The sequence below is a fragment of the Marinifilum sp. N1E240 genome (assembly GCF_009295825.1).
GTDB lineage: Bacteria > Bacteroidota > Bacteroidia > Bacteroidales > Marinifilaceae > Marinifilum_A > Marinifilum_A sediminis.
The window spans coordinates 874983-897892 of sequence record NZ_WHKF01000001.1 but is presented as its reverse complement, the minus strand read 5'-3'; the positions used below and the strand labels follow the sequence as shown (position 1 = coordinate 897892).

The following is a 22910-nucleotide window of genomic DNA, read 5'->3' as shown; positions in this document are numbered from 1 at the left end:
ACCTACATGACACAAAAAAACCGGAACATTGCTCCGGGTCAGAATTGAAAAGACGCACGGCAGTGCGTCTCTACATGATTTATTATTTAAGGAAGATGCCTTCCTTTTTTCTTTGTTTTCCTTTGTGGTTTAAAATACAATTAAAAATCTCTTGAAAAGACGCACAGCAGTGCGCCTCTACACTATTTTTACCGACCAAAGGCAACATTCTACTTTGTGTTACTTTGTGATGTACATCGTTTTCCTTTGTGGTAAAAACTACGATTGTACATCCTTGTAAATTGCAATAAAGACGCACAGCAGTGCGCCTCTACAATATTTATCATCTAACAAAAACGTATTACTTCAGGTTGTCTTTAAGGAAATCTGTCATCATAGTGTGCAAATGCAATCTTGTTTGTCCGCCATAAATCCCATGATTGCGATTGGTATACAAATGCATCTGAAATTTCTTGTTGTTTTGCACCAATGCTTCTGCTAACTCCAATGTGTTTTGCATGTGCACATTATCATCTGATGTTCCGTGTACCAACAGAAACTTTCCTTTCAGCTGATCCGCAAAATAGATAGGTGCATACTCATCGTATCCTTCAGGATTTTCTTGTGGTGTTCTTAAATATCTTTCCGAGTAAATGCTATCGTAATATCTGTAGGTAGTTACAGGAGCCACAGCAATACCCGCTGCAAACACATCTGCTCCACGGAACATGCATAGCGACGACATTTGTCCACCAAAGCTCCATCCATACACCGCAATTTTATCGGCAGCAATAAACGGCTGTTTGCCCATGTACTTTCCGGTTTCAATCAAGTCGATTGCTTCCAGATTCTGTATTTGCATGTAGGTGCATTTCTTAAAGGCTTCCCCTCTTGCGCCAGTTCCCCTGTTGTCTACACAAACCACTACGAATCCTTCCTGTGCCAGGTAATCCGACCAATCGAATCTGTAACGATCCAATACCTGCTGAGATCCCGGTCCACCGTAAAAAGTCAACAATGCAGGATACTCTTTGTTCTCATCAAAGTCTACAGGCTTAATCATCCAGGCATTCAACTCCACTCCTTCCGATGTGGTAAAACTAAAGAACTCACGCTTTGGCAACTTGTATTCTTGCATTCTCTTTTGCAGATCTTTATTGTCTTCCAGGGTTCTCACCAATTTTCCTTTGGCATTGTGCAAAGTCACCAAGGTAGGCTGCTCATTGCTCGAAAAATAGTTGATGTAGTACTTGTGTCCCTTGCTAAAGTTGGCATTATTGGTTCCTTTTTGCTCACTCAGTAAAGTAGTCTTTTTACCCTTGCTGTCTACCGAATAAATCTCTCTTTGCAAAGGCGATACAGCTGCAGCCTGATAATAGAACAGTTTCTTTGCTTCATTGTATCCTAAAAATTGAGTCACTTCCCAGTCTCCCTTGGTGATTTGCCTCACCAATTCGCCCTGCATGTTGTACAAATACACGTGGTTAAAACCTGATTTCTCACTTGTCAGGATAAAATGCTTTCCATCTTTTAGGAAACTCAAATCATCGTTGATATCGATCCATGCTTTGTTCTTCTCTTCGTATAGCAAATGTGTTTTTCCACTTTCCACATCTGCCAATAACAATTCGTAATGATTTTGATGACGGTTCATTCTCACCAAACTCAACACCTTTGAATCTTGAGTCCATTTGATTCGTGGAATGTACTGATCGGTTTCTTCACCCACATTAATTGTTGTGGTATTGGCTTTTGCCAGATCGTAAACATGAACACTCACAATGGAGTTGTCCTCTCCTGCTTTTGGATATTTAAAGGTGTAATTCTCAGGATACAAAGCATTGGCTTTCTTTTCAGGATTCATTCCCTTAAATACGGTCATGTTGAATTGTTTTACCTTGCTCTCGTCGAAACGCAGATAGGCAATTGTCTTTCCATCAGGCGACCATTGAAAGCCTTGCGAGAAGGAGAACTCCTCTTCGTAAACCCAATCGGGCGCACCGTTAATGATATGATTGTATTTGCCATCGAAGGTAATCTGTGTCTCTTTTCCCTTTTGCAGATCTTTCACAAACAGGTTGTTCTTTCTAAAAAAGCACACTCTATCTCCCGATGGAGAAAAGTCTGCCAGCTGCTGTCTTCCTGTCGATAAGGCTTCGAATGTTTTCTGATCTCTATCGTACACATAAAACTCTGCCGAATAGGAGTGTCGGTAAATGTCTTCACGATTACCGGCTATCAATATCTTTCTTTCATCAGCCGAAAATTCGTAGCTATCAATGCTCTGTATTTGATCTTTTCCAATCTCAGCCAAATCAAAGATAAGTTCCTCCAATTCGCCCGTAGCATAGGAATACTGTTCAATCTTTAATCCGGATTTCAGAACTGTATAGCTCTCTCCGCTATTCATCGATCGCAATCCATATACCGAACGGGCACGAAATGTTCCCTTGTTGGTGATGTCCTCCAATTCGAAACTCTTTTGGGCTTGCACGCCCGCTACACACAGGAATGCCATTAGTAATAAGGTCAGTTTTTTCATTGTTTATTGTTGATGTTTGCTTATTTATTCTATGAATCCAGCATTTGATATTTCCGTCGCAAAGAACTGTATTTCTTTAATCAGTATTTTCTCGTGCGACAGATTTATCTATATGCTAATTACCCGGGGCGATGCCCCGGGCTATAATTATTAGAACCTTTCAGGCTCTTTACTTTCTGTCCTTTGTGAAATACTTCGTTTTCCTTTGTGGTTAAAAACACCCACAATACAACTATTCCACTTTTAAACCATTTGACTTTTTGACTATTCGACCATTCGACTTTAGAAACCCGTATGTTCGTTTCGTTCGATGATCTCGTTCTGCAGGTCTTCACCCAGATCATTAAAGTAATCACTGTATCCGGCAACTCGAACGATTAAATCCTTATAGTTCTCTGGATTCTTTTGTGCATCTTTCAAGGTATCCACACTTACCACATTAAACTGTATGTGATGTCCGTCCATGCGGAAATAAGAACGCACCAATTTCGTTACCTGTTCTATTCCTGCATCGTTTGCCATAAAAGAAGGACTAAACTTCTGATTCAATAGCGTTCCTCCTGTTCTCAAGTGATCAATCTTCGAAGCAGATTTTACAACTGCAGTTGGTCCTTTCGTGTCTGCTCCCTGGAAAGGAGAAATACCTTCCGATAGCGGTTTCTCCGCCAAACGTCCATCTGCCGAAGCGCCCATTACATTTCCAAAATACACGTGACAGGTGGTTGGCAACATGTTTATGCGGAATACTCCCCCTTTTGCCGAAGGACGACCGTTTACTGCCGAGTAGAATGTCTCAAAAATGGCTACAGCCTCATCATCTGCATAATCATCATCATTTCCATATTTTGGAGTGTTGTATACCAAATCCGATCTCAACTCATTGTACCCTTCAAAGTTCTGATCCATGGCATACTTCAATTCTGCTAAAGAAAGCTTTTCTTTCTCGAACACATGTAATTTAATGGCACTTAGCATATCTGCCAAACTTCCCAATCCAACTCCTTGCACATAGCTGGTGTTGTATCTTGCGCCACCTGCATTATAATCTCTCCCTTTCGAGATACAATCGTCAACCAATACCGAAAGGAATGGTACTGGCAGGTAGTTGGCATACAGTTTCTCAATTACATTGTTTCCCCTGATCTTGATATCTGCAAAGTACTGCACCTGCTTTTGCCATGCCTCAAATACATCTTCATACGATTTAAAATCGGATACATTTCCGGTTTGTAAGCCAATCTGCTTTTTCGTTCTTGGATCAAATCCATTGTTTAAGGTCAATTCCAGAATCTTCGCCAGATTGAAATAGCCACTCAAGGAATAGTTTTCCGTTCCAAAAGCTCCTGTTTCAACACATCCGCTACATCCTCCATTACGTGCATCTTCAATGCTCTTTCCTTGTCGAAGCATTTCCTGAACCACTGCATCGGTATTGAATATGGATGGCTGTCCAAATCCTGTTTTCAAAATCTTTAGAGTGCGTTTGATAAAGCGATCCGGATTCTTCTTGCTCACCTGAACCATCGAACTTGGCTGAAGTAATCTCATCTCTTCAATCACGTCCAACAAGACATAGGACATTTCGTTCACCGCATCCGATCCATCTTCTTTTACCCCACCCATATTAATCAGACAGAAGTCGGTGTAGGTATTACTCTCTTTAGCGGTTACACCCATTTTTGGCGGTGCCGGGTGGTTGTTGAACTTGATCCAAAAAGCATGCAACATCTCATACATATCCTCTTTTGCTAATGTTCCACCCAACACTTCCTTTTCGTAAAATGGCAACAAGTGCTGGTCTAATCTTCCTGGATTAAAGGAATCCCATGGGTTTAACTCTGTAATCACACCCAGATGAATGAACCAGTAATGCTGTAAGGCTTCGTGCATGGTTTCAGGTGCGTGTGCAGGAACTCTGCGACACACCGCTGCCATTTGTTCCAACTCTGCTTTACGTTTGCCATCTTTTTCTTTTGTAGCCAAACGCTCCAATTCATCGGCATGGCGTTCTGCAAACAGAATGATTCCATCGCAAACAATCTCCATGGCTTTCAATTCCTCTTGCTTCTCGTATGCCAAAGGATCGGCAAAGAAATCCAATGCCTCTATCTCCTGTCGCACTTCTTCTTTCACTTCAAGGAAGCCACGTTGGAACATTTTCTTCCCCAACACAGTATGTCCCGGTGCTCTTTGCTCCTGAAATTCTGTAAAGACACCAGCACCATAAGCATTCAACCACTCATCGGTCATGTTATTAATCAAGCGATCGCGATTTGTTTTTCCTTTCCAGAAAGGAATAATGGTATCTCTGTAAACATCAACCGTGTCCTGCTCCACCCTAAACGAAACCTTAGGTCTGTCGTTCAGGATTTGTAAATCCTCCAAAGAGTGAATACAAATCTCCGGATAAGTAGGACATGATTTTGGAGCTGGTCCACGCTCTCCAACAATCAATTCATTCTCGTTGATACAAATCGATTTATTGGTAAATATGTATTTAAAAGACAAAGCTCGCTTTACTGGCGTAGATACCATTTGTGCTTCATCCGATTTATAAAATTCAGTCATCAACAAAGCTCTCTCGTGAGAAATACTGTTGATGGCATTTAAACTCTGCTCGCGTAATTGCTTTATTCTATTGTTCATCTTTTTTAAGTATCAAGTAGAAAGTAATAAGTATAAAGTAAAATCGTTTTGTAGTAATTCTTCTCCTTATTACTCATTCTCAATTAATTTTCATCCTCCAATGCAGACTTTGAAACCTTCTTGTTCAAATTGGGCTTTTACCCATTCACAATCTTCTTCTTTCAAGGATGGAATATCAGGCATGTGATTCTCCTTATTGAATCGATCATACTTGTCTTTTCCTATTCTGTGATAAGGTAAAATGTGAACTTCAGGCTTCCAATCGTACTGCTTCAGGAAGTTTATCATTTGATTGATATTGTCTTTTGAATCATTACAATCCGGAATCATTGGATAACGGATAATAAGAGGCTGCTGCATTTGCATTAAATGATCGAGATTTTCAAGAATCTGCTTGTTGGAAACGCCGGTTAGTTTCTTGTGTTCTTCATCCTTCATGTGCTTTACATCGAACAAGAACAAATCAACATTATCGATGATTCTTTTCAAATGATCCAAAGCTGCTAAACCAGAAGTATCCACAACTGTGTGAATGTCTTTTGCCTTGCACTCCTTAAGCATTTCTTCTAGAAAATCAATTTGCATTAATGGTTCACCACCCGAAAAGGTAACTCCCCCTTCCGACTCATCGAAAAACAGAATGTCCTTTTCAATTTCCTTTATTAGCTCCTGTTTGCTGTAGGTTTGACCAATTTGTTTCTTCCTCATCAAACTTACATCGCCCAATTGTTCAGGCAATTCAAACTCTTCCACTTTTGCAGAAAAGCTTTCAGGATTGTGACACCAGATGCATCGCAATGGACATCCTTTCAGAAAAATTGTCGTGCGAATCCCTGGTCCATCGTGCACAGCATATCGTTTGATATCAAATACGATACCGTCCATATTTTAGACTTTAGTATGTTAGACATTAGCAACTGGTCATCATTTAAATGACAGTTCTATGGCTAGTAATAAAATGTAGATTGTTTTCCCTTAAATTATGGGACAAGCAAGTTTACTGAATCAACACATCCAGCATTCGTAGAGTCCTTTGTAGGTTCTGTTTTGTAGTATGAGGGTTATTTCATTCATATACAATATCCTTGTTTGGTAAAGCTATGAATTTTTTCGTTTTCTGATTGCCTTGTAGTTATTGCTGACGGTGATTTATAATGAATCTAAGTTAGTTGCATAAAAAAAGAGACACACTGTCGTGCATCTCTAATTTTATTTCGTTAATTAATTAATTTGTGTAATCGCTTATTTGAATTCAGTTTTCAACTGTTTCACCCAAGTCTTAATTCGATCATCGGTTAATGCTGCCTGATTTTCAATATCAAGAGCCAGACCTAAGAATTGATCGTTACGTAAAGCTGCTGATCTTTCGAAAGTAAATCCTTCGGTTGAAGTCAGACCAATCACCTTGGCTCCTCTTTCTTCCAGTGCTTTTGCTAAGATACCAATTGCATCTACAAAGTTCTCAGGGTATCCAACCTGATCACCTAATCCGAACAAGGCTACTGTTTTTCCCTTTAATTTCAGATCCTCGATAGCTGGCATGAACTCATCCCAATAGTTTGGTAATTCTCCGTCGAACCAGGTTGGAACACCTAGCACCATGTTGTCATAGCTAAGGAATGTTTCCTCATCAACCTCTTCAACATTTACATTTTCGATTTCAACTGTATCGCCAAAAGCTTTCTTGATTTTAGAAGCATTCTTGGCTGTTTTATTTGTATTGAAACTATAGAATAATCCTATTTTTTTCATTTGTTTTTGGATTTGAGTTTTGAAAAGAGAGATATGAGCTTTACACTCATATCCCATTTCTAAAATCTAATTGCCTAATCTAATAATCTAACAGCTCTTTTGCTGCCACATAAATTCTATCGTTATTCGGAAGAACTGCCTTCTCTAATATTCTATTGAAACCGACAGGTGTAAATGTTGATCCTACACGTTTTACAGGAGCATCCAATTTTTCAAATGCTTCTTCAGTAATTGTTGCTGAAACTTCAGCTCCAAAACCAGAGAACACCTTATCTTCATGAACAATCAATACTTTATTCGTCTTTTCAATCGACTGCAAAATAGTTTCCTTATCCAAAGGTACTAATGAACGAAGGTCAATTACCTCAACCTGCTTTCCTGTATCTTCGGCTAATTTATCTGCCACCTCAACACACATGTGTGTTGTATTTCCATAAGTAATAACTGTTAGGTCGGCACCTTCTCTTCTCACTCGAGCTTTTCCAAATGGTACTTCGAAATCTTCAGGTACAGCAGCCGATGCTTTAGGATCGTTATACAATGCCTTTGGCTCCATAAAAACAGTCATTCCTTTCGAACGCATACTTGTTCTCAACAAACCTGCTGCATCATCAGCATACGAAGGATAAACAATTCTTACGCCAGGAAAAGTTGACAGTGCACCTTCGATATTTTGTGAATGATACAATCCTCCACCAATATATCCACCTGATGCCAATCGAACTGTAATATTTGGTGAATACTGACCTTTTGTTCTCCAATATTCATGAGTGGTTTCAACAAACTGCTCCATTGCCGGCCAGAAATAATCTGCGAATTCAGCTCCCTCAACAACAATTCTTAATTTATCGTTGAAACGGCTCATTCCATTTGCAGTTCCCATGATATAATCCTCAGCAATAGGAGCATTAAAAACTCTCTCTTTACCAAATTCCTGCTGCATCCCTTTGGATACATTAAAAATACCACCTTTGTCTTTGTTGGCAATATCCTGTCCCCAAATGTATGTATCAGGATTGTGGCGGAACTCTGCTTTTAGAGTTTCATTCAATCCTTCAATTAACTTCTTATTGTTCCCGGTATACGTATGTAATCCCTCTGGATATTTTTCAGATACGTAAGGCTCTGGAATCACAAAATCATGAATGGATTCCGGACTTGGATCCGGTGCAGTTAATCCAGCTTTGTGAGCCTTCTTCACCTCCAGTTTCACCTCTGCTTCAATAGCCTGCAATTCTTCTTCAGTAAATCGCTTGTAACGAACCAACAGTCTTCTGTATTTTGCCAATGGATCGTATTCGGTCACATAATTCAACTCAGCATTATCACGATACAATTCATGCTTGTCTGAATTCGAGTGAGAACCCATACGAACACAATTCGCCTGAACGATTACCGGAGTTGAGGTTTCCAAAGCAATTTTCTTGGCTTCCGTCATCGCATTCATCGAATCAAATACATCTTTACCATTACAATGAATGATTTTCAGGTATTTTAATCCACGGAAGTTGTCCGCAACTTTTCGATTTGCTGTTTGATCTTTCTTTGGTACTGAAATTCCATATCCATTATCCTGAAAAACAAAAACAACTGGCAATTGCTCATTAGTTGCTCCGTTTATCGCTTCGTAAACATATCCCTCAGAAACAGAAGATTCTCCCTGAGAACTGAATACCACTCCTTTATGATCGTATTTCTTAACTGCTCTTCCTAAACCTACCGCATGTAAGGTATGATTTCCTGTACAAGAAGAAACATTGTGAACATTCCATTCCGGCTTTGCAAAGTGATTCGACATGTGTCGTCCTCCACCTGCAACATCATTATCTTTTGAAATTCCATTAAAGATAATCTCCTCTGCTGTCAATCCAGCAGAAATGGAAGTCAACATATCTCTATAGTATGGAAAAAGATGATCATTTTTTCTATCAAATACTTGCCCAATAGCAAGCTGAATTCCATCATGACCAGCGTAAGGTGCGTGATATGACCATCCGATTGCCTGCTTCAGGTAGTTTGGTGCTTTTTCATCTAATGCTCTACCCAGAGTCATCATGTGATACCAACGACCTAATAACTCTTTCGAGGTACCTTTAATACTAAATTTCTTTGATTCGGTCATTTTGTTATTGTTTCCAGTCTTAACTGAGGTTAATTCTATTGTCTCCATAATTAAATCGATCTGTTGATATCAAATTCTTCAAGGTAATCTGCTATTTTTCTTAGGAATGCTCCACCTAAAGCTCCATCTACCACTCTGTGATCGTATGAAAGAGAAAGGAACATTTTCTGACGTGCCACAATTACATCGCCAGCTGCTGTTTCCAATACTGCTGGTTTCTTTTCGATTGTACCAACAGCCAAAATAGCTACCTGAGGTTGATTAATGATAGGTGTTCCCATTACATTCTTGAAAGAACCAAAGTTTGAAATCGTAAAAGTTCCTCCCTGAATATCATCAGGACTTAATTTGTTATTTCTTGCATTATCAGCCATTTGATTCATATCATTGGCTAATCCAATTAGATTTTTGTGATCGGCATTTTTAACTACCGGCACAATTAGATTGTTACTTGGTAAAGCAACTGCTACTCCAATATTTATATCTTTTTTAAGAATGACATTATAACCATCGACAGAAGCATTCACTCCAGGGAATTCTCTAAGAGATTTGGCAACAGCTTCTATAATGATTGGCATAAAGGTCAGCTTGGTTTTCTCCTTTTTAAGGAACTCATCCTTAACCTTATTTCTCCAATTCACCATGTCAGTAACATCGGCTTCTACCATGGCAGTAACGTGTGGCGAAGTTTGCTTCGACATTACCATATGATCCGCAATGATTCTTCTCATGCGATCCATTTCCACAATCTGATCTTGCGCACCAATTGACGCAGATACTTTTTGCTTCTCTTCTGTTTTATTTGCTTTTGGTGCAGAAACTTCCGGGCTTGCAACTTTAGCTGGTGTGCTAACTGCAGAACCATTTCGTTGAGCTATATAATTCAAAATATCTTGCTTTTGAACTCTCCCATCTTTACCATGACCTTGAATTGAATCCAATTCCTGAACAGATATGTTCTCGCTAGATGCTATACTCTTAACCAATGGAGAATAAAAACGATCTGATTGATAGCTCTCGGCTGATGCACCGACAGAACCTACGGTTTGTTCTACTACTTCTTCTTTTGGAGCAGCGCTTTCTTCAACAACAGACTCTTCAACATCATCGGCATCTCCTAAGGCGATTATTGCAACCACTTCTCCAACTGGTACAACATCATCTTCCTTAAATCTGATTTCAATTACTTTCCCATCTACCGGACAAGGTATTTCAGAATCCACTTTATCGGTTGCAATCTCAAAAAGCATATCATCCTCTTCCACCTGATCATTCAACTTCACGAACATCTTCGTGATAGTAGCCTCTTGTACACTCTCGCCCAATTTTGGCATTAGGATTTCAAAGCTAGACATATAACTTATAGTTTAATATTTATACTCATATTTAAATGTATCGATACAAATATAAAAATTTATTCTTATTTAGACTGATTTAACTTAGAATATTTTGCTATCTAGACATTGCAATTTTTTATGAGTCAATTGATTTCCTTTATAGGAAACAATTTCATTTGAAAAAAGTTATCGATTTCTAAATAATTCGAGCTAATTTTGAGGCTGAAAATCCTATTTATACCATGAAAGAATTCAATTGTAATTTTAATATCAGCGCAAGCCAGGAAGAGGTGTATAATGCCTTTACCAATTCATTTCAAATAGAACTTTGGACAGGTTATCCTGCCGTAATGGATGACAAAGTTGGAACAGTATTCTCTTTGTGGGAAGGCGATATTACTGGTTGTAATCTTGAAATTGTTAAAGATTATAAGATTGTACAGGAATGGTTCTTTGGAGAAACCGAACATCCATCGATCGTTACAATTGTTCTTAAGAAGGCAGGTAATGCTACCAAAATTGAACTAAGTCACACCAATATTCCAGACGAAGCTTATGAAGAAATCGTTGAAGGCTGGGAAGAGTATTACTTAGGTTCGATGAAAAACTTCTTAGAGTTTTATTAATAGATTTTTTAGCTGAAAGTCATTAACTATTGGCTAAAAAAGAAAGCGCAAATACAGTAATGTATTTGCGCTTTTTCTATTTTATTAAAGTGTGTTATTCTACGATAATCACCTCATCGAAAATTTCAATTTTATCTCCCGGACGAATTTTTGCTCTTTTTCTGGTTTCAACTTCTCCATTTCGAACAACAATACCATCTTCTACAAATAGTTTTGCCTGAGCACCACTTTCGCTGATATGAGTTGCTTTAATCAATTTTATCAACTCAATATATTCTGTTTCAATTTTAAACTTTATCATATCCGTAATTTTAAGGATGACAAATGTAAGGCAAATCCTTCTTTAATGAAAGAAAAGGTAAGCAATTGCAATTGCAGCAATTATACCTGAAAAATCAGCAATTAGACCACATGTAACTGCATACCTGGTATTCTTAATGCCTACAGCTCCAAAGTAGACTGCAATAATATAAAAGGTAGTATCTGTAGCTCCTTGTAATGTCGATGCCAATTTTCCAACAAAACTATCAGCTCCATGTGTCTGCATTGCATCCACCATCATTCCACGAGCACCACTTCCACTTAAAGGTTTCATCATCGCAGTTGGCAAAGCTTCTACAAAATCAGGATCTACCGAAAGGAAAATACACAACTGTCTCATTCCTTCAACCAATAAATCCATTGTACCCGAAGCTCTAAATACTCCAATGGCAACCAATATTGCAATTAGGTAAGGTATAATCTTTACTGCAATTGAAAATCCTTCTTTAGCTCCATCAATAAAACTCTCATAGACATTTACTTTTTTACGAACCGCTAATAAAATGAATGATATAATAATGGAAAACAAAAAGACATTACTTACTACCTTAGATATTGTGGTGATCTGTTCCTTTTCCAGGCTTGAAAAATAGGCAATCAATGCAATAATAAAAGCAGTTAATCCACCTAAATAGGCTAATATCACCTTATCCCATAGTTTTATTTTCTGAACAATAGAAACACTAATTAATCCTGCAATGGTAGAAAAATAGGTTGCCAACAAGATAGGAATGAAGATATCAGATGGATTTACCGCTCCTAATTGAGCTCGATAAACCATTATAGATATTGGAATAATTGTCAAGCCCGAGGTATTCAACACCAAAAACATAATTTGAGCATTAGAAGCTCTGTCTTTGGTTGGGTTTACCTCATGCATCTCTTTCATTGCTTTTAAACCCAACGGAGTTGCTGCATTATCCAATCCAAGCATGTTTGCAGCAAGGTTCATCATTATTGATCCATGAGCCGGATGTCCCTTTGGCAATTCAGGAAATAACTTATTGAAAAATGGTCCTATCAGTCGGGAAAACACCTTTATAATTCCACCCTTCTCTCCTATTTTCATGATACCCAACCAAAGCGTCAAAACACCTGTCAGTCCAAGGGAAATGTCAAAACCCGTTTTTGCCATGTTAAAAGTAGAATCAATCATGGCAGGAAACACATCCATGTCTCCCCAGAAAATAAGTTTGATTAATCCAACTACGAAAGCAATCAGGAAAAAGAAAATAAACAGATAATTTAAAGCCATAGTGTGTTTTGATAGGATGTATAATGCAAAATTACTTTTTGCTTTGCTTAGTTTGAATCATTTTCAGTTTTTCTTTTGGATATTTTTCTTTCGACTTCAATTTTGATGCTTTTTGGTAATAGAACCTGGCTACCGTTAAACTTCCTTTATCGAAGGCGTCATCCGCTTTATCAATTAAATCATTGTACTCCTTGTCTATCTTCTGATTCTTTTTTGAATTTACCAACTCATCAATCTTATCAAGTTGAGTTTTTGGATATTTCTCCAATGAATTCAATCGTATTGCTTTTTTGTAATAAAATTTAGCAACAGAATAATGATCAGCAGCCAATTCCTTATCTCCTTGTGCTATCAGTTTTCGATACTCTTCGGAAAGAATTGAATATTTCCCATCACGAATCAGTTTATTGATCTCCTTCAATTGCTTTTTAGGATACTCTCTTTCAAATAAATTCAATGCTCTTTCGTACATCACCTTAGCAACTGTATACTGATTAGATTTAAATGATTCATCTCCTTTTGCAATAATATTGGCATATTCCCGCTCTTTCTTAATCGAAAGCTTATTTTCAAAATTTGTAGGATTATTAGCAATTGCTTCCTGTTCCGATATTTTTAATGCCTCTAACCTTTTCTTAATTTCTGCTAATTTCTCCTTTGGATATTCTTCTTTAGGCTTAATTTCAAGAGCAGCTTTGTAATGATGACGAGCAACGCTAAATTTCTCATCACTGAAAAATTCTTCTGCCTTTTCTAATTCCTCACTATACTTTTGGTCCAATTCCTTTTGTTTTCTTTCAGCAAGTGCCAATCGTTCCAAAATCACTTCAATTCTCTTAATTTGCTTTGTAGGATAAGTCTCCTTTGGTTTTAAACTTAATGCTTCCTCATACTTGCCAATCGCCAAATTATATTCTTCACTAGTAAACCTTTCATCAGCCTCTTTAATTAGTTCTGCGTACTGATATTTAAGGGTTAACTTCTCCTTGTTTTTTCTCTCAATTTCAGCAAGAATTTCATCAATCTCCTCTAGTTTTCCTTTTGGATATCTTTCTTCAGGTTTTAATTCCAAGGCTCCACGATAATCCTGTGCAGATGATTGCCACCTCTCCGATTCAAAGAATTTATCTGCAGATTGAATTAATGATAAGTATTTCGCATCATTTGCCTTTTGTTCAGCCAATAATTTCGCTTTCTCATCAGCTTGTCTTTGCAGCTCTCCTAGTAATTCATCAATTTTCGAAATTTGTGATTTTGGGTAAGATTCATTTGATTTCAAGCTTAAAGCTTCACGATATTTAGCCTTAGCATTAGTGTAATTTTTTTCCTCGAATTGAGAATCTGCCGATGCAATCAAAGCTGCATGCTTTTCATCCAAAGCTTGCTTCTCTGATGCCAAACGTGCTGCTTCATCAGCCTGTCTTTGTTGTTCTGATAACAAATTATCAATCTTCGCTATTTGCGACTTTGGATAAACTTCCTCAGCTTTTAAAGCCAATGCTTCTGTATAGTTTGATTTTGAATTGGTATAATCTTTAGCCTCAAACTGAGAATCAGCGGATGCAATTAATGCTACATATTTTTCATCCAAAGCTTGTTTTTCTGCTGCCAAACGTGCTGCTTCATCCGCTTGTTTTTGCTGGTCTGCCAACAAAGCATCAATCTTGGCAATCTGCGATTTTGGATAAGTTTCTTCTGCCTTTAATGCCAAAGCATCAGTATAATTTGATTTTGAAATCGTATAGTCTTTGGCTTCGAACTGAGTATCTGCTGAAGCAATTAAATCTGCATACTTTTCATCTAAGGCTTGTTTTTCAGCTGCCAAACGTGCTGCTTCATCGGCTTGTCTTTGTTGTTCTGCCAACAAATCATCAATCTTCGCAATCTGTGATTTCGGATAAACCTCTTCTGCTTTTAATGCTAAAGCATCAATATAATTTGATCTTGAATTTGTATAATCCTTAGTTTGAAACTGAGAATCTGCGGAAGCAATTAGTGTTGCATACTTTTCATCTAAGGCTTGCTTCTCTGAAGCCAATCGAGAAGCTTCGTCGGCTTGTCTTTGTTGTTCTGATATCAGTTCATTTATCTTTGCTATTTGCGACTTTGGATAAACTTCCTCAGCTTTTAAAGCCAATGCTTCTGTATAGTTTGATTTTGAATTGGTATAATCTTTGGCTTCGAACTGAGAATCTGCTGAGGCTATTAATACTGTATATTTTTCATCCAAAGCTTTCTTAGCTGATGCCAAGCGATCAGCCTCATCAGCTTTTCGTTGTTGCTCTGCCAGCAATTCATCAATTTTCGAAATTTGTGACTTTGGATATACTTCCTCAGCCTTTAAAGCCAGAGCTTCCGTATAGTTTGATTTTGAATTGGTATAATCTTTAGCTTCGAACTGAGAATCTGCTGATGCGATTAAAGCTGTATACTTTTCATCCAAAGCTTGCTTCTCTGCCGCCAAACGAGCCGCTTCATCTGATTGTCGTTGCTGTTCTGCCAACAATTCATCAATTTTCGAAATTTGTGACTTTGGATATACTTCCTCAGCCTTTAAAGCCAGAGCTTCCGTATAGTTTGATTTTGAATTGGTATAATCTTTAGCCTCGAACTGAGAATCTGCTGATGCGATTAAAGCTGTATACTTTTCATCCAATGCTTTCTTTTCTGATGCCAAACGTGCTGCTTCATCAGCTTGTCTTTGCTGCTCTGTCAACAATTCATCGATCTTTGAAATCTGTGACTTTGGATATACTTCCTCAACCTTTAAAGCCAGAGCTTCCGTATAGTTTGATTTTGAATTGGTATAATCTTTAGCCTCGAACTGAGAATCTGCTGATGCGATTAAAGCTGTATACTTTTCATCCAACGCTTTCTTTTCTGATGCCAAACGTGCTGCTTCATCAGCTTGTCTTTGCTGCTCTGTCAACAATTCATCGATCTTTGAAATCTGTGACTTTGGATAAGCTTCTTCCGTCTTTAATGCCGAAGCATCCGAATAATTTGATCTTGAATTTGTATAATCTTTAGCCTCAAACTGAGAATCTGCGGATGCGATTAAAGCTGCATACTTTTCATCCAAAGCTTGCTTCTCTGCTACCAAACGAGCAGCTTCATCAGCTTTTCTTTGCTGTTCTGCCAACAAATCATCAATCTTTGCAATTTGCGACTTTGGATAAACTTCTTCAGCTTTTAAAACCAATGCTTCCGTATAGTTTGATTTTGAATTGGTATAATCTTTAGCCTCGAACTGAGAATCTGCTGATGTGATTAAAGCTGTATACTTTTCATCCAAAGCTTGCTTCTCTGCCGCCAAACGAGCCGCTTCATCTGATTGTCTTTGTTGTTCCACTAACAATTCATCAATCTTTGCAATTTGTGATTTAGGATAAATTTCTTCCGCTTTTATTTCTAAAGCATCTGTATAACTAATTTTAGAAGTTGCATAATCTCCAGCAGTAAATTGAGAATCTGCCAAAGCTATTATGGCTGCATACTTTTCATCAATCGCTTTCTTCTCTGCTGCCAAGCGTGCAGCTTCATCAGCTTTCGCCTGCTCTCCTGCCAGTAATGCATCAATTTTAGCTATTTGAGCCTTAGGATAAGCTTCTTCTGACTTTATTGCCAAAGCTTCATTGTATGCTAATTTCGATTCTTCATATTTCTTTCCTCTGAAATTAATATCTCCCTTTTGAATTGCATCTTTATATGCCTTTTCTCTTGCCAATCTCTGAGCTTCAAGTTCTGCTGCTCTCTTCCTTGCTTCCTCCTCTGCTCTTTTAATTGCATCTCTAATTTGAGAGTCATAGTCTCTATCGTAATCAAAATCATCCAATTCTTTATCATACATGATCATTCCCATTGGTTGATCAAATATCGAAAGGTCTAAACCTTTATATGCTGGAAAGAGTGAAATTTTAAACTTAAATGGAGGAAACTGACTATCTCGACTCAACACTTCAATAGGAACAAAAGTTGAAATACTTACCTTCTTAGTAACAAATCCTTCTTTAGAAAATTCAAAAATATAATCATTCCCAAATTCTAAATCATAATTAAATTTCCCACTATTTTCGATCATTTTTGCATCAGCTTTTTCCGCATTTTTATAGATCGTAATAATTGTATTTTCTAGAGTTCCATGTTCTATGATTATTTTACCTGTTACCGAGTATTTTTCTTGCGAAAAAGTCATCAATCCACATAATAGCAGATAAAAAAATACTAATAATTTAAATATTGAGGGTAGGTTTATCCTAGTAATATTCATGTTATTTATTCTATATTTTAAATAAAGAAGTTTAGAGAAATATATTTCACTATGTAATCAACGCAGTAATATACAATCTTATTATTTCTGTAATATAATCTATTTATATACAAAAATAAATATTGAAGATTATGCTCGCATATCTTCCCACATGTAAAGTTAAAATTTTGCAAGAGAATAAGAACATGATAAATAAAATAAAGCTGCCCGCAAATGCAAACAGCTTTATAAATTAAAAGTGAATTGTGAAGAGTAATTATACTAATAGGGCTTCTAATGAATAATTAGAAACATGGTTTTTCAAAATTCTTTCTTCCTCTGCTAAACAAATTCTTTCTCTGGTTTTTTCACCTATACTATTGTAAAACTGAGCCATTTTTCGATATAAAGCAGTTGTACACAAATGATAATTTGCATACTCACTCAACTCAATAGCTCTGTTAAAAAATTCTTCAACTTTAAGAATATCATTGTTTTCAGCATAATATTTACTTAAAGCCGAGTGGTAATATATTTGTAGATAGTAGTTTTCTGATGTTTTAATTGCTGCCATACTCTGAAGCAAAAACTCCACCTGATTTGATTCTATTTTAATTCCCAATGCCTGTTGTGCAAAAATCTTAAAGCATTGCAAAATACGATAATTTACAGACCATTTTTTTCCTGCATTTTTATAATATAAATGTTCTGCATCATCTACTAACTGAAGAACTTTATGATATGATTTCATATATATCAATGCAGTGCACAGAATCATCTCAAACTCTCCATCAACAGATCCGCTTTGTTCATAATTTACAAAAGCCATTTCTCTGTAATAAAACAACTTATACAATTCAAGATCTTCAATATCATTCTGAATAAAATAATTATACATTAATATTCCTGCAAATCTTATGGCTATTGTATATCCAGTACATGAAGAATCAGCCTCTTCTGAAGTTAAATCAACGTAATATTTATCAGCATTAATTGTATCTCCGTTATGAATCGAAGAAATCAACATCAATCCTAATGATCTTAATCTTAAATCTTTATCTGCTGAATTGCCAGCAACAACTTTTAGCAATCGAGTATTATTTTCATTTAAAGAAAACTTTTTTCCAAATGAGCGAGAAAATAATTTACTTATTCTCTTATTCGATGATAATTGCTCTTTAAACTCTTCCAAATCATCACCAATAAAGCATGTAGAATTAAGAATCGTTTCTAAAACAATTGGATCTGATAATGTATCCTCGCTTAGCCTTAATAAATCTTCTAAAACCAATTTCTCTTTATTGAAAAATTCAGAAGATAGAAGATTTGAGATTAATCTATTTTTTAAGTCATATCCTTCGTATTCCTCATCAACCTTACATATCAATTCAAAATTAAGACCTCCATTTGCTTCAATTAAACTGATACCAATTAATGATTCAAAAAGCACTTCATTGGTAATTTTTACATACTTACAGTAACTATTAAATTCATTTGTTGATGTATATTCAGATATAATTCCGTAAGAAATCAACTCCTGATAAGCCAGATAATAATTACCTGCTGTTTTCAAATGCACAGGATATCGATCTCTTAATTCCCATTTTTTTGCTGCAGTGCCATTTTTACCATGCTGTATTAAATCTAATATCCCATGAAGAATATCCACCTTTTCTTCAGAATAGCGTGCATAAAAAATCTTATTCTTGATATATTCCTGCATCAATTCCTGACCTTCATCATTTTGATATCCTCTTTCGGGAGAATACAACTTAACAAATAACTCTAAGAAAAAAGGATTAGAAATTGTTCGTTTGTGAGTATATGACAACTCTTCTATTTTTAAGCCCAAAGAATATTGTTGATTTATAGTTTTATCAAGTACATACTGTATTTCTCTTTGATTTAAAACGCCCAAATTAGCCTCATTAACTCTCTCAAGATCATTATTTAAATCGAACCAACAGTTTTTTAGATCGTTACCACTAACGACGAACGGCATTGCAAATTTTCCCCAAGTTGAATTCCTAGACGTTATAATAAGTTTTACATTTCCTGAATCCTTATAATTCAAAATGAATTGCTTCAACTGTAAAAACAGTCGCTCTAACTTCAAATTATCATACGTAATTTCATCAAGAGCATCAATTACAAAAATGATATTGCTTTCACAATCTTCAGGGTGATCTAGAAAATATTTTAAAGAATCTTTCTTGGTAAATCTCAATTGATCTTGAATCCAGGAATCAAGTTTAAAATCTGCATTTAGAAAACTTATCATCATTGACGCATTCAAAAATAGAACCACGTCTTTACTGTTTTCTTCAATCCATTTTTTTTCAAACCATTTTGCCAACATGGTAGATTTTCCATATCCCCCTGATGCAACAAAACTTAAAGCTGTATTTGAAGAATTTAAAAATCGCTGAATTCTCTCCTCCGAATCATCTCTGTTTACAACCGCATTAAATGGAATCCCCGATTGCCCAACAATCATATTGTAGGTTTCCTTACTAAAAGAAAATGCCTTCTCGTAGAATTCACTCCAACTTTCTTTTGGCTTTTCATTCGTTTGAGATTTTACATCGAAAGCACTGCTAAAATGTTCCCAGTTCTGATAACCAAGGTAAGCAGATAATATATTTAGAGTGTATTTTCCTGGTATTGTATTCGATTTTAGGAAACCAAACAATCGTCGAATTGTAGTAGTGCTAATTCGTTTGCCTGTTTCTTCACATATTGTATCGGCAAGAAATTTACAATCTTTTGTATAGACTAAATCTCCTCCAAATTTTTTAAGAATCTCTTCTTTTACTATTTCTATCATTGTAGTGGTGCTTTGATAGTCAAAAACACCATGAAATTACTCAAGAAAATTAGGCAATTCAATCACCAATTGCCTATTTCAACATACCAATTTCCGATTACGTAATTTGAGTTTGTAATTGCGTAATTCTATTTACTCGAATTTGGCAGAAAATGAGCAATATTCTTCAAATTCTTTAAAAATTCAGCTTTTTTCCCTTCCGACACATCTAATTCTTTACCGTTAGCTAGTAAAACTTTACCACCACGCCCTTTAACGTATTGTTTTACGTAATTTAAATTGACTAGATACTTACTGTGGATTCTACAAAAACTATCAGCGGGTAAAATTTCTTCGAACTTTGAAAGGGCTTTAGAAACCATAACAACATCTTCACCTTTTAAATAAAAATTGGTATAACTTCCGTCAGCACAACAGTAGATAATCTGATCAAGCTCAACCATTTTCAAACCATTTGAGGTAGGAAGGACTATCTTTTTATGTAAGTTATTTAAACTATCATATAGCACTTGAATTTTCTCATTTAAGTCGATATCCTGATGATTTTCCTTATATCTTTTTACAGCATCCTGCAATTCTATATAATTTATAGGTTTTAAAAGATAATGTATGGCCGAATATTGAAAAGCTTTTATGGCATAATCATTAAATGCAGTAGTAAAAACAACTTCAAAGTTACGTTCTTGCACATTTTGCAATACTTCAAACCCATCTCCATCAGGCATAGAAATATCTAAAAAAACCAGATTAGGCTTTAAATTATTTATTGCTTCAACACCTGTTTTAACGTTATTTGCAAAACCAATCACCTCAATACCTTCACAGTATCTTTCCAAAAGTTTATGAAGAGTAGATTGACTCTTCATCTCATCATCTATAATTAAAGTTCGAATCATTGTAGTAATAGCGTCTTTAAAGTCTCCTAATAGATTTAAATATACAAAAAAAGCACCCAAAAAGGGTGCCTTAATTAAACATTTGTCAATTTATTATTCATTTATTCCTGCAAGATCCAATACGAAAGCATATTCCAAAGCTGCTTCATGCAATCTTTCAAATCTACCAGAAGCTCCACCATGTCCAAAATCCATATTTGTTTTTAGTAGTAGTGGATTTTTATCCGTCTTCATATCTCTTAACTTGGCCACCCACTTAGCAGGCTCCCAATATTGCACTTGTGAATCGTGTAATCCTGTAGTTACAAGCATTGCAGGATAATTTTGAGCTTTCACATTGTCGTATGGAGAATAGGATAACATATAATCGTAATATTCCTTGTCCTTAGGATTTCCCCACTCATCGAATTCACCAGTAGTTAATGGAATTGATTCATCGAGCATTGTAGTTACCACATCAACAAAAGGAACAGCAGCAATAACACCTTTGTACAATTCTGGTTGCATGTTTACAATTGCTCCCATTAATAATCCTCCTGCGCTTCCACCCCAAGCAAATACTTTATCTTTTGCTGCAAATCCTTCTGCAACCATATGTTCGGTACATCCATTGAAATCGGTAAACGTATTTTTCTTTTTCAAAAGCTTACCATCTTCATACCAATAACGTCCCATTTCCTGTCCTCCACGAACATGAGCTGTAGCTACAACAAAACCTCTATCCAACAAACTTAATCTTACCGTACTGAAATAAACATCAGAACTAGAACCATAAGAACCATAAGCTGATAACCAAAGTGGATTGGTACCTTTCTTAAATTTATCTTTTCGATATACTAAAGAAATTGGCACCTTGGTTCCATCATCAGCAATAGCCCAGGTACGCTTCGCTTCGTAATTCTCCTTGTTAAATTCACCCAAAACTTCCTGCTGTTTCAATATGGTTTTTTCCTTGCTTTCCATATCGTAATCAATAGTTGAAGTTGGAGTTGTTAATGAGGTATATCCATATCGCAACACATCGGTTTCAAATTCCGGATTGTTTGAAATCCAGGCACTATAAGTTTCTTCGCCAAAATCAAGATAATGTTCCTTATTTGTTTCCCAATTTCTGATTCTGATTTGATTCAAACCGTTCTTTCGCTCACTAACTACAAGATAATTACGGAAAATCTCAAAACTACTTAAGTAGACATCATCGCGATTTGGAATCATTTCAACCCAATTCTCTTTTTCCGTTTTGGCAATTGGTGTTTTCATTAAACGGAAGTTCTTTGCTTGATAATTGGTTCTGATATAAAAATGATCTTTGTAATGAGATACTCCATATTCCAAATCTCTTTCTCTTGGCTGAAGAACTTTGAACTTGCTATTTGGTTTGTTAGCATCAATAAATCTATATTCAGAAGAAACTGTGCTACTTACACCAATCATGATGTATTTTCTTGATTTGGTTTTATAACAAAAAGTATAAAAAGTATTGTCTTTCTCTTCGTAAACCAACTCATCTTTATCTGCTGAAGTTCCTAAAACATGTTTAAATACCTTATGAGGCAATAGAGTTTCAGGATGTTTTGTAGTATAGAATATAGTTTTATTATCATTTGCCCAGGTAATTCCACCCGTAGTATTTCCAATCTCATCCTCGTAAACTTTATCATCTACAAGGCTTTTAAATTTGATCGTATATTTTCTACGACTAAGTGTATCTTCAGAGTAGGCTAAAATCTTATTGTTTTCGCTAACTGAGTAATCACCAATACTAAAATAGCTATAGCCTTTTGCCATTTCAGGAACATTTAACATGATTTGCTCCTTAGCTTCTAAGTTTTCTTTCTTTCGGCAATAAAGTGGATATTCAGCATCGCCTTCCGTTCTGCTATAATAGAAATATCCATTCGATTTAGCAGGAACCGATTCGTCTGTTTTTTTGATTCGAGCCACCATTTCATCAAACAATTTTGTTTGAAATTCTTTGGTATGCTTCATCACGGCATCGGTATATTCGTTTTCAGCCGTCAGATAATTGATTACCGCAGAATCCTCTCTCTGATTTAACCAATAATAGTTGTCAACTCGAGTATCGTTGTGAATTGTTAGTTCCTTTGCTATTTTCTTTGCATCAGGAGCATCAGGCATATTTGCCTTTTGATTACAAGCAACTGCCATAAAACCAAGGGCAGCCAAACTTACTATTGTTCTCGCTTTCATGTTTTGTAAATCATTTATAGGTGTAGGTTAAAAATCATCAAAAAAGAAAAATTCGATGATCTGATTCAATTGAACCAACTCCCAATTTAACAAAAACATTTAAGCAATCCATAATTTTTCGATAGAAAGCTTATGTTTACGATTAAT

The 22910-nt window shown here is 36.2% G+C and carries 13 protein-coding genes; 1 reads left to right on the top strand and 12 read right to left on the bottom strand.

Annotated features, from left to right (window positions below):
• Positions 1-340: 340 nt before the first annotated feature.
• From GCQ56_RS03795 to GCQ56_RS03770, 6 genes are all read right to left on the bottom strand, one after another.
• Positions 341-2521, bottom strand: a complete 2181-nt coding sequence (locus GCQ56_RS03795; protein WP_152733049.1) for a S9 family peptidase — start codon at positions 2519-2521, stop codon at positions 341-343.
• 282 nt (positions 2522-2803) lie between these two features.
• The gene (hypD, locus tag GCQ56_RS03790; protein WP_152733048.1) at positions 2804-5167 is read right to left on the bottom strand and encodes a trans-4-hydroxy-L-proline dehydratase; all 2364 of its coding nucleotides are present in this window, start codon (positions 5165-5167) and stop codon (positions 2804-2806) included.
• 90 nt (positions 5168-5257) lie between these two features.
• On the bottom strand, positions 5258-6052 hold the full coding sequence (locus GCQ56_RS03785; protein WP_152733047.1) for a glycyl-radical enzyme activating protein: 795 nt from the start codon (positions 6050-6052) through the stop codon (positions 5258-5260).
• A gap of 357 nt (positions 6053-6409) precedes the next feature.
• The gene (locus tag GCQ56_RS03780; protein WP_152733046.1) at positions 6410-6919 is read right to left on the bottom strand and encodes a flavodoxin; all 510 of its coding nucleotides are present in this window, start codon (positions 6917-6919) and stop codon (positions 6410-6412) included.
• Positions 6920-6998: 79 nt separating this feature from the next.
• Positions 6999-9089 carry a thiamine pyrophosphate-dependent enzyme gene (locus GCQ56_RS03775; protein WP_227005980.1) on the bottom strand — a complete coding sequence of 697 codons (2091 nt, stop codon included), beginning with the start codon at positions 9087-9089 and terminating at the stop codon, positions 6999-7001.
• Between the two features lie 2 nt (positions 9090-9091).
• Positions 9092-10396 (bottom strand): dihydrolipoamide acetyltransferase family protein, encoded by a 1305-nt coding sequence (locus tag GCQ56_RS03770; RefSeq protein ID WP_152733045.1) that lies wholly within the window; start codon positions 10394-10396, stop codon positions 9092-9094.
• Positions 10397-10620: 224 nt separating this feature from the next.
• Between GCQ56_RS03770 and GCQ56_RS03765 the strand changes: the two genes are divergently transcribed.
• Positions 10621-11004 (top strand): SRPBCC domain-containing protein, encoded by a 384-nt coding sequence (locus tag GCQ56_RS03765; RefSeq protein WP_152733044.1) that lies wholly within the window; start codon positions 10621-10623, stop codon positions 11002-11004.
• 94 nt (positions 11005-11098) lie between these two features.
• On the opposite strand, the gene GCQ56_RS03760 is transcribed toward GCQ56_RS03765, so the two are convergent.
• From GCQ56_RS03760 to GCQ56_RS03735, 6 genes are all read right to left on the bottom strand, one after another.
• A complete protein-coding gene (locus GCQ56_RS03760; protein ID WP_152733043.1) occupies positions 11099-11305 on the bottom strand; it encodes an RNA-binding S4 domain-containing protein in 207 nt (68 codons plus the stop codon).
• Positions 11306-11347: 42 nt separating this feature from the next.
• Positions 11348-12580 carry a nucleoside recognition domain-containing protein gene (locus GCQ56_RS03755; protein ID WP_152733042.1) on the bottom strand — a complete coding sequence of 411 codons (1233 nt, stop codon included), beginning with the start codon at positions 12578-12580 and terminating at the stop codon, positions 11348-11350.
• Between the two features lie 31 nt (positions 12581-12611).
• Entirely contained in the window at positions 12612-16775 is a 4164-nt protein-coding gene (locus GCQ56_RS03750) for a hypothetical protein (RefSeq protein WP_152733041.1), read from the bottom strand.
• 331 nt (positions 16776-17106) lie between these two features.
• On the bottom strand, positions 17107-19656 hold the full coding sequence (locus tag GCQ56_RS03745) for a hypothetical protein (RefSeq protein ID WP_152733040.1): 2550 nt from the start codon (positions 19654-19656) through the stop codon (positions 17107-17109).
• Between the two features lie 128 nt (positions 19657-19784).
• Complete coding sequence (locus GCQ56_RS03740) at positions 19785-20612, bottom strand: LytTR family DNA-binding domain-containing protein (protein WP_152733039.1); 828 nt, start codon at positions 20610-20612, stop codon at positions 19785-19787.
• 33 nt (positions 20613-20645) lie between these two features.
• A complete protein-coding gene (locus tag GCQ56_RS03735) occupies positions 20646-22763 on the bottom strand; it encodes a S9 family peptidase (RefSeq protein ID WP_152733038.1) in 2118 nt (705 codons plus the stop codon).
• Between the last annotated feature and the right edge of the window lie 147 nt (positions 22764-22910).

Excerpts from the sequence above, each read along its gene's own strand:
- GCQ56_RS03755 (WP_152733042.1), bottom strand. The coding sequence starts at position 12,580 with ATGGCTTTAAATTATCTGTTTATTTTCTTTTTCCTGATTGCTTTCGTA.
- GCQ56_RS03765 (WP_152733044.1), top strand. The coding sequence starts at position 10,621 with ATGAAAGAATTCAATTGTAATTTTAATATCAGCGCAAGCCAGGAAGAG.
- hypD (WP_152733048.1), bottom strand. The coding sequence starts at position 5,167 with ATGAACAATAGAATAAAGCAATTACGCGAGCAGAGTTTAAATGCCATC.
- GCQ56_RS03785 (WP_152733047.1), bottom strand. The coding sequence starts at position 6,052 with ATGGACGGTATCGTATTTGATATCAAACGATATGCTGTGCACGATGGA.
- GCQ56_RS03775 (WP_227005980.1), bottom strand. The coding sequence starts at position 9,089 with ATGGAGACAATAGAATTAACCTCAGTTAAGACTGGAAACAATAACAAA.
- GCQ56_RS03770 (WP_152733045.1), bottom strand. The coding sequence starts at position 10,396 with ATGTCTAGCTTTGAAATCCTAATGCCAAAATTGGGCGAGAGTGTACAA.
- GCQ56_RS03795 (WP_152733049.1), bottom strand. The coding sequence starts at position 2,521 with ATGAAAAAACTGACCTTATTACTAATGGCATTCCTGTGTGTAGCGGGC.
- GCQ56_RS03735 (WP_152733038.1), bottom strand. The coding sequence starts at position 22,763 with ATGAAAGCGAGAACAATAGTAAGTTTGGCTGCCCTTGGTTTTATGGCA.
- GCQ56_RS03780 (WP_152733046.1), bottom strand. The coding sequence starts at position 6,919 with ATGAAAAAAATAGGATTATTCTATAGTTTCAATACAAATAAAACAGCC.
- GCQ56_RS03760 (WP_152733043.1), bottom strand. The coding sequence starts at position 11,305 with ATGATAAAGTTTAAAATTGAAACAGAATATATTGAGTTGATAAAATTG.
- GCQ56_RS03745 (WP_152733040.1), bottom strand. The coding sequence starts at position 19,656 with ATGATAGAAATAGTAAAAGAAGAGATTCTTAAAAAATTTGGAGGAGAT.
- GCQ56_RS03750 (WP_152733041.1), bottom strand. The coding sequence starts at position 16,775 with ATGACTTTTTCGCAAGAAAAATACTCGGTAACAGGTAAAATAATCATA.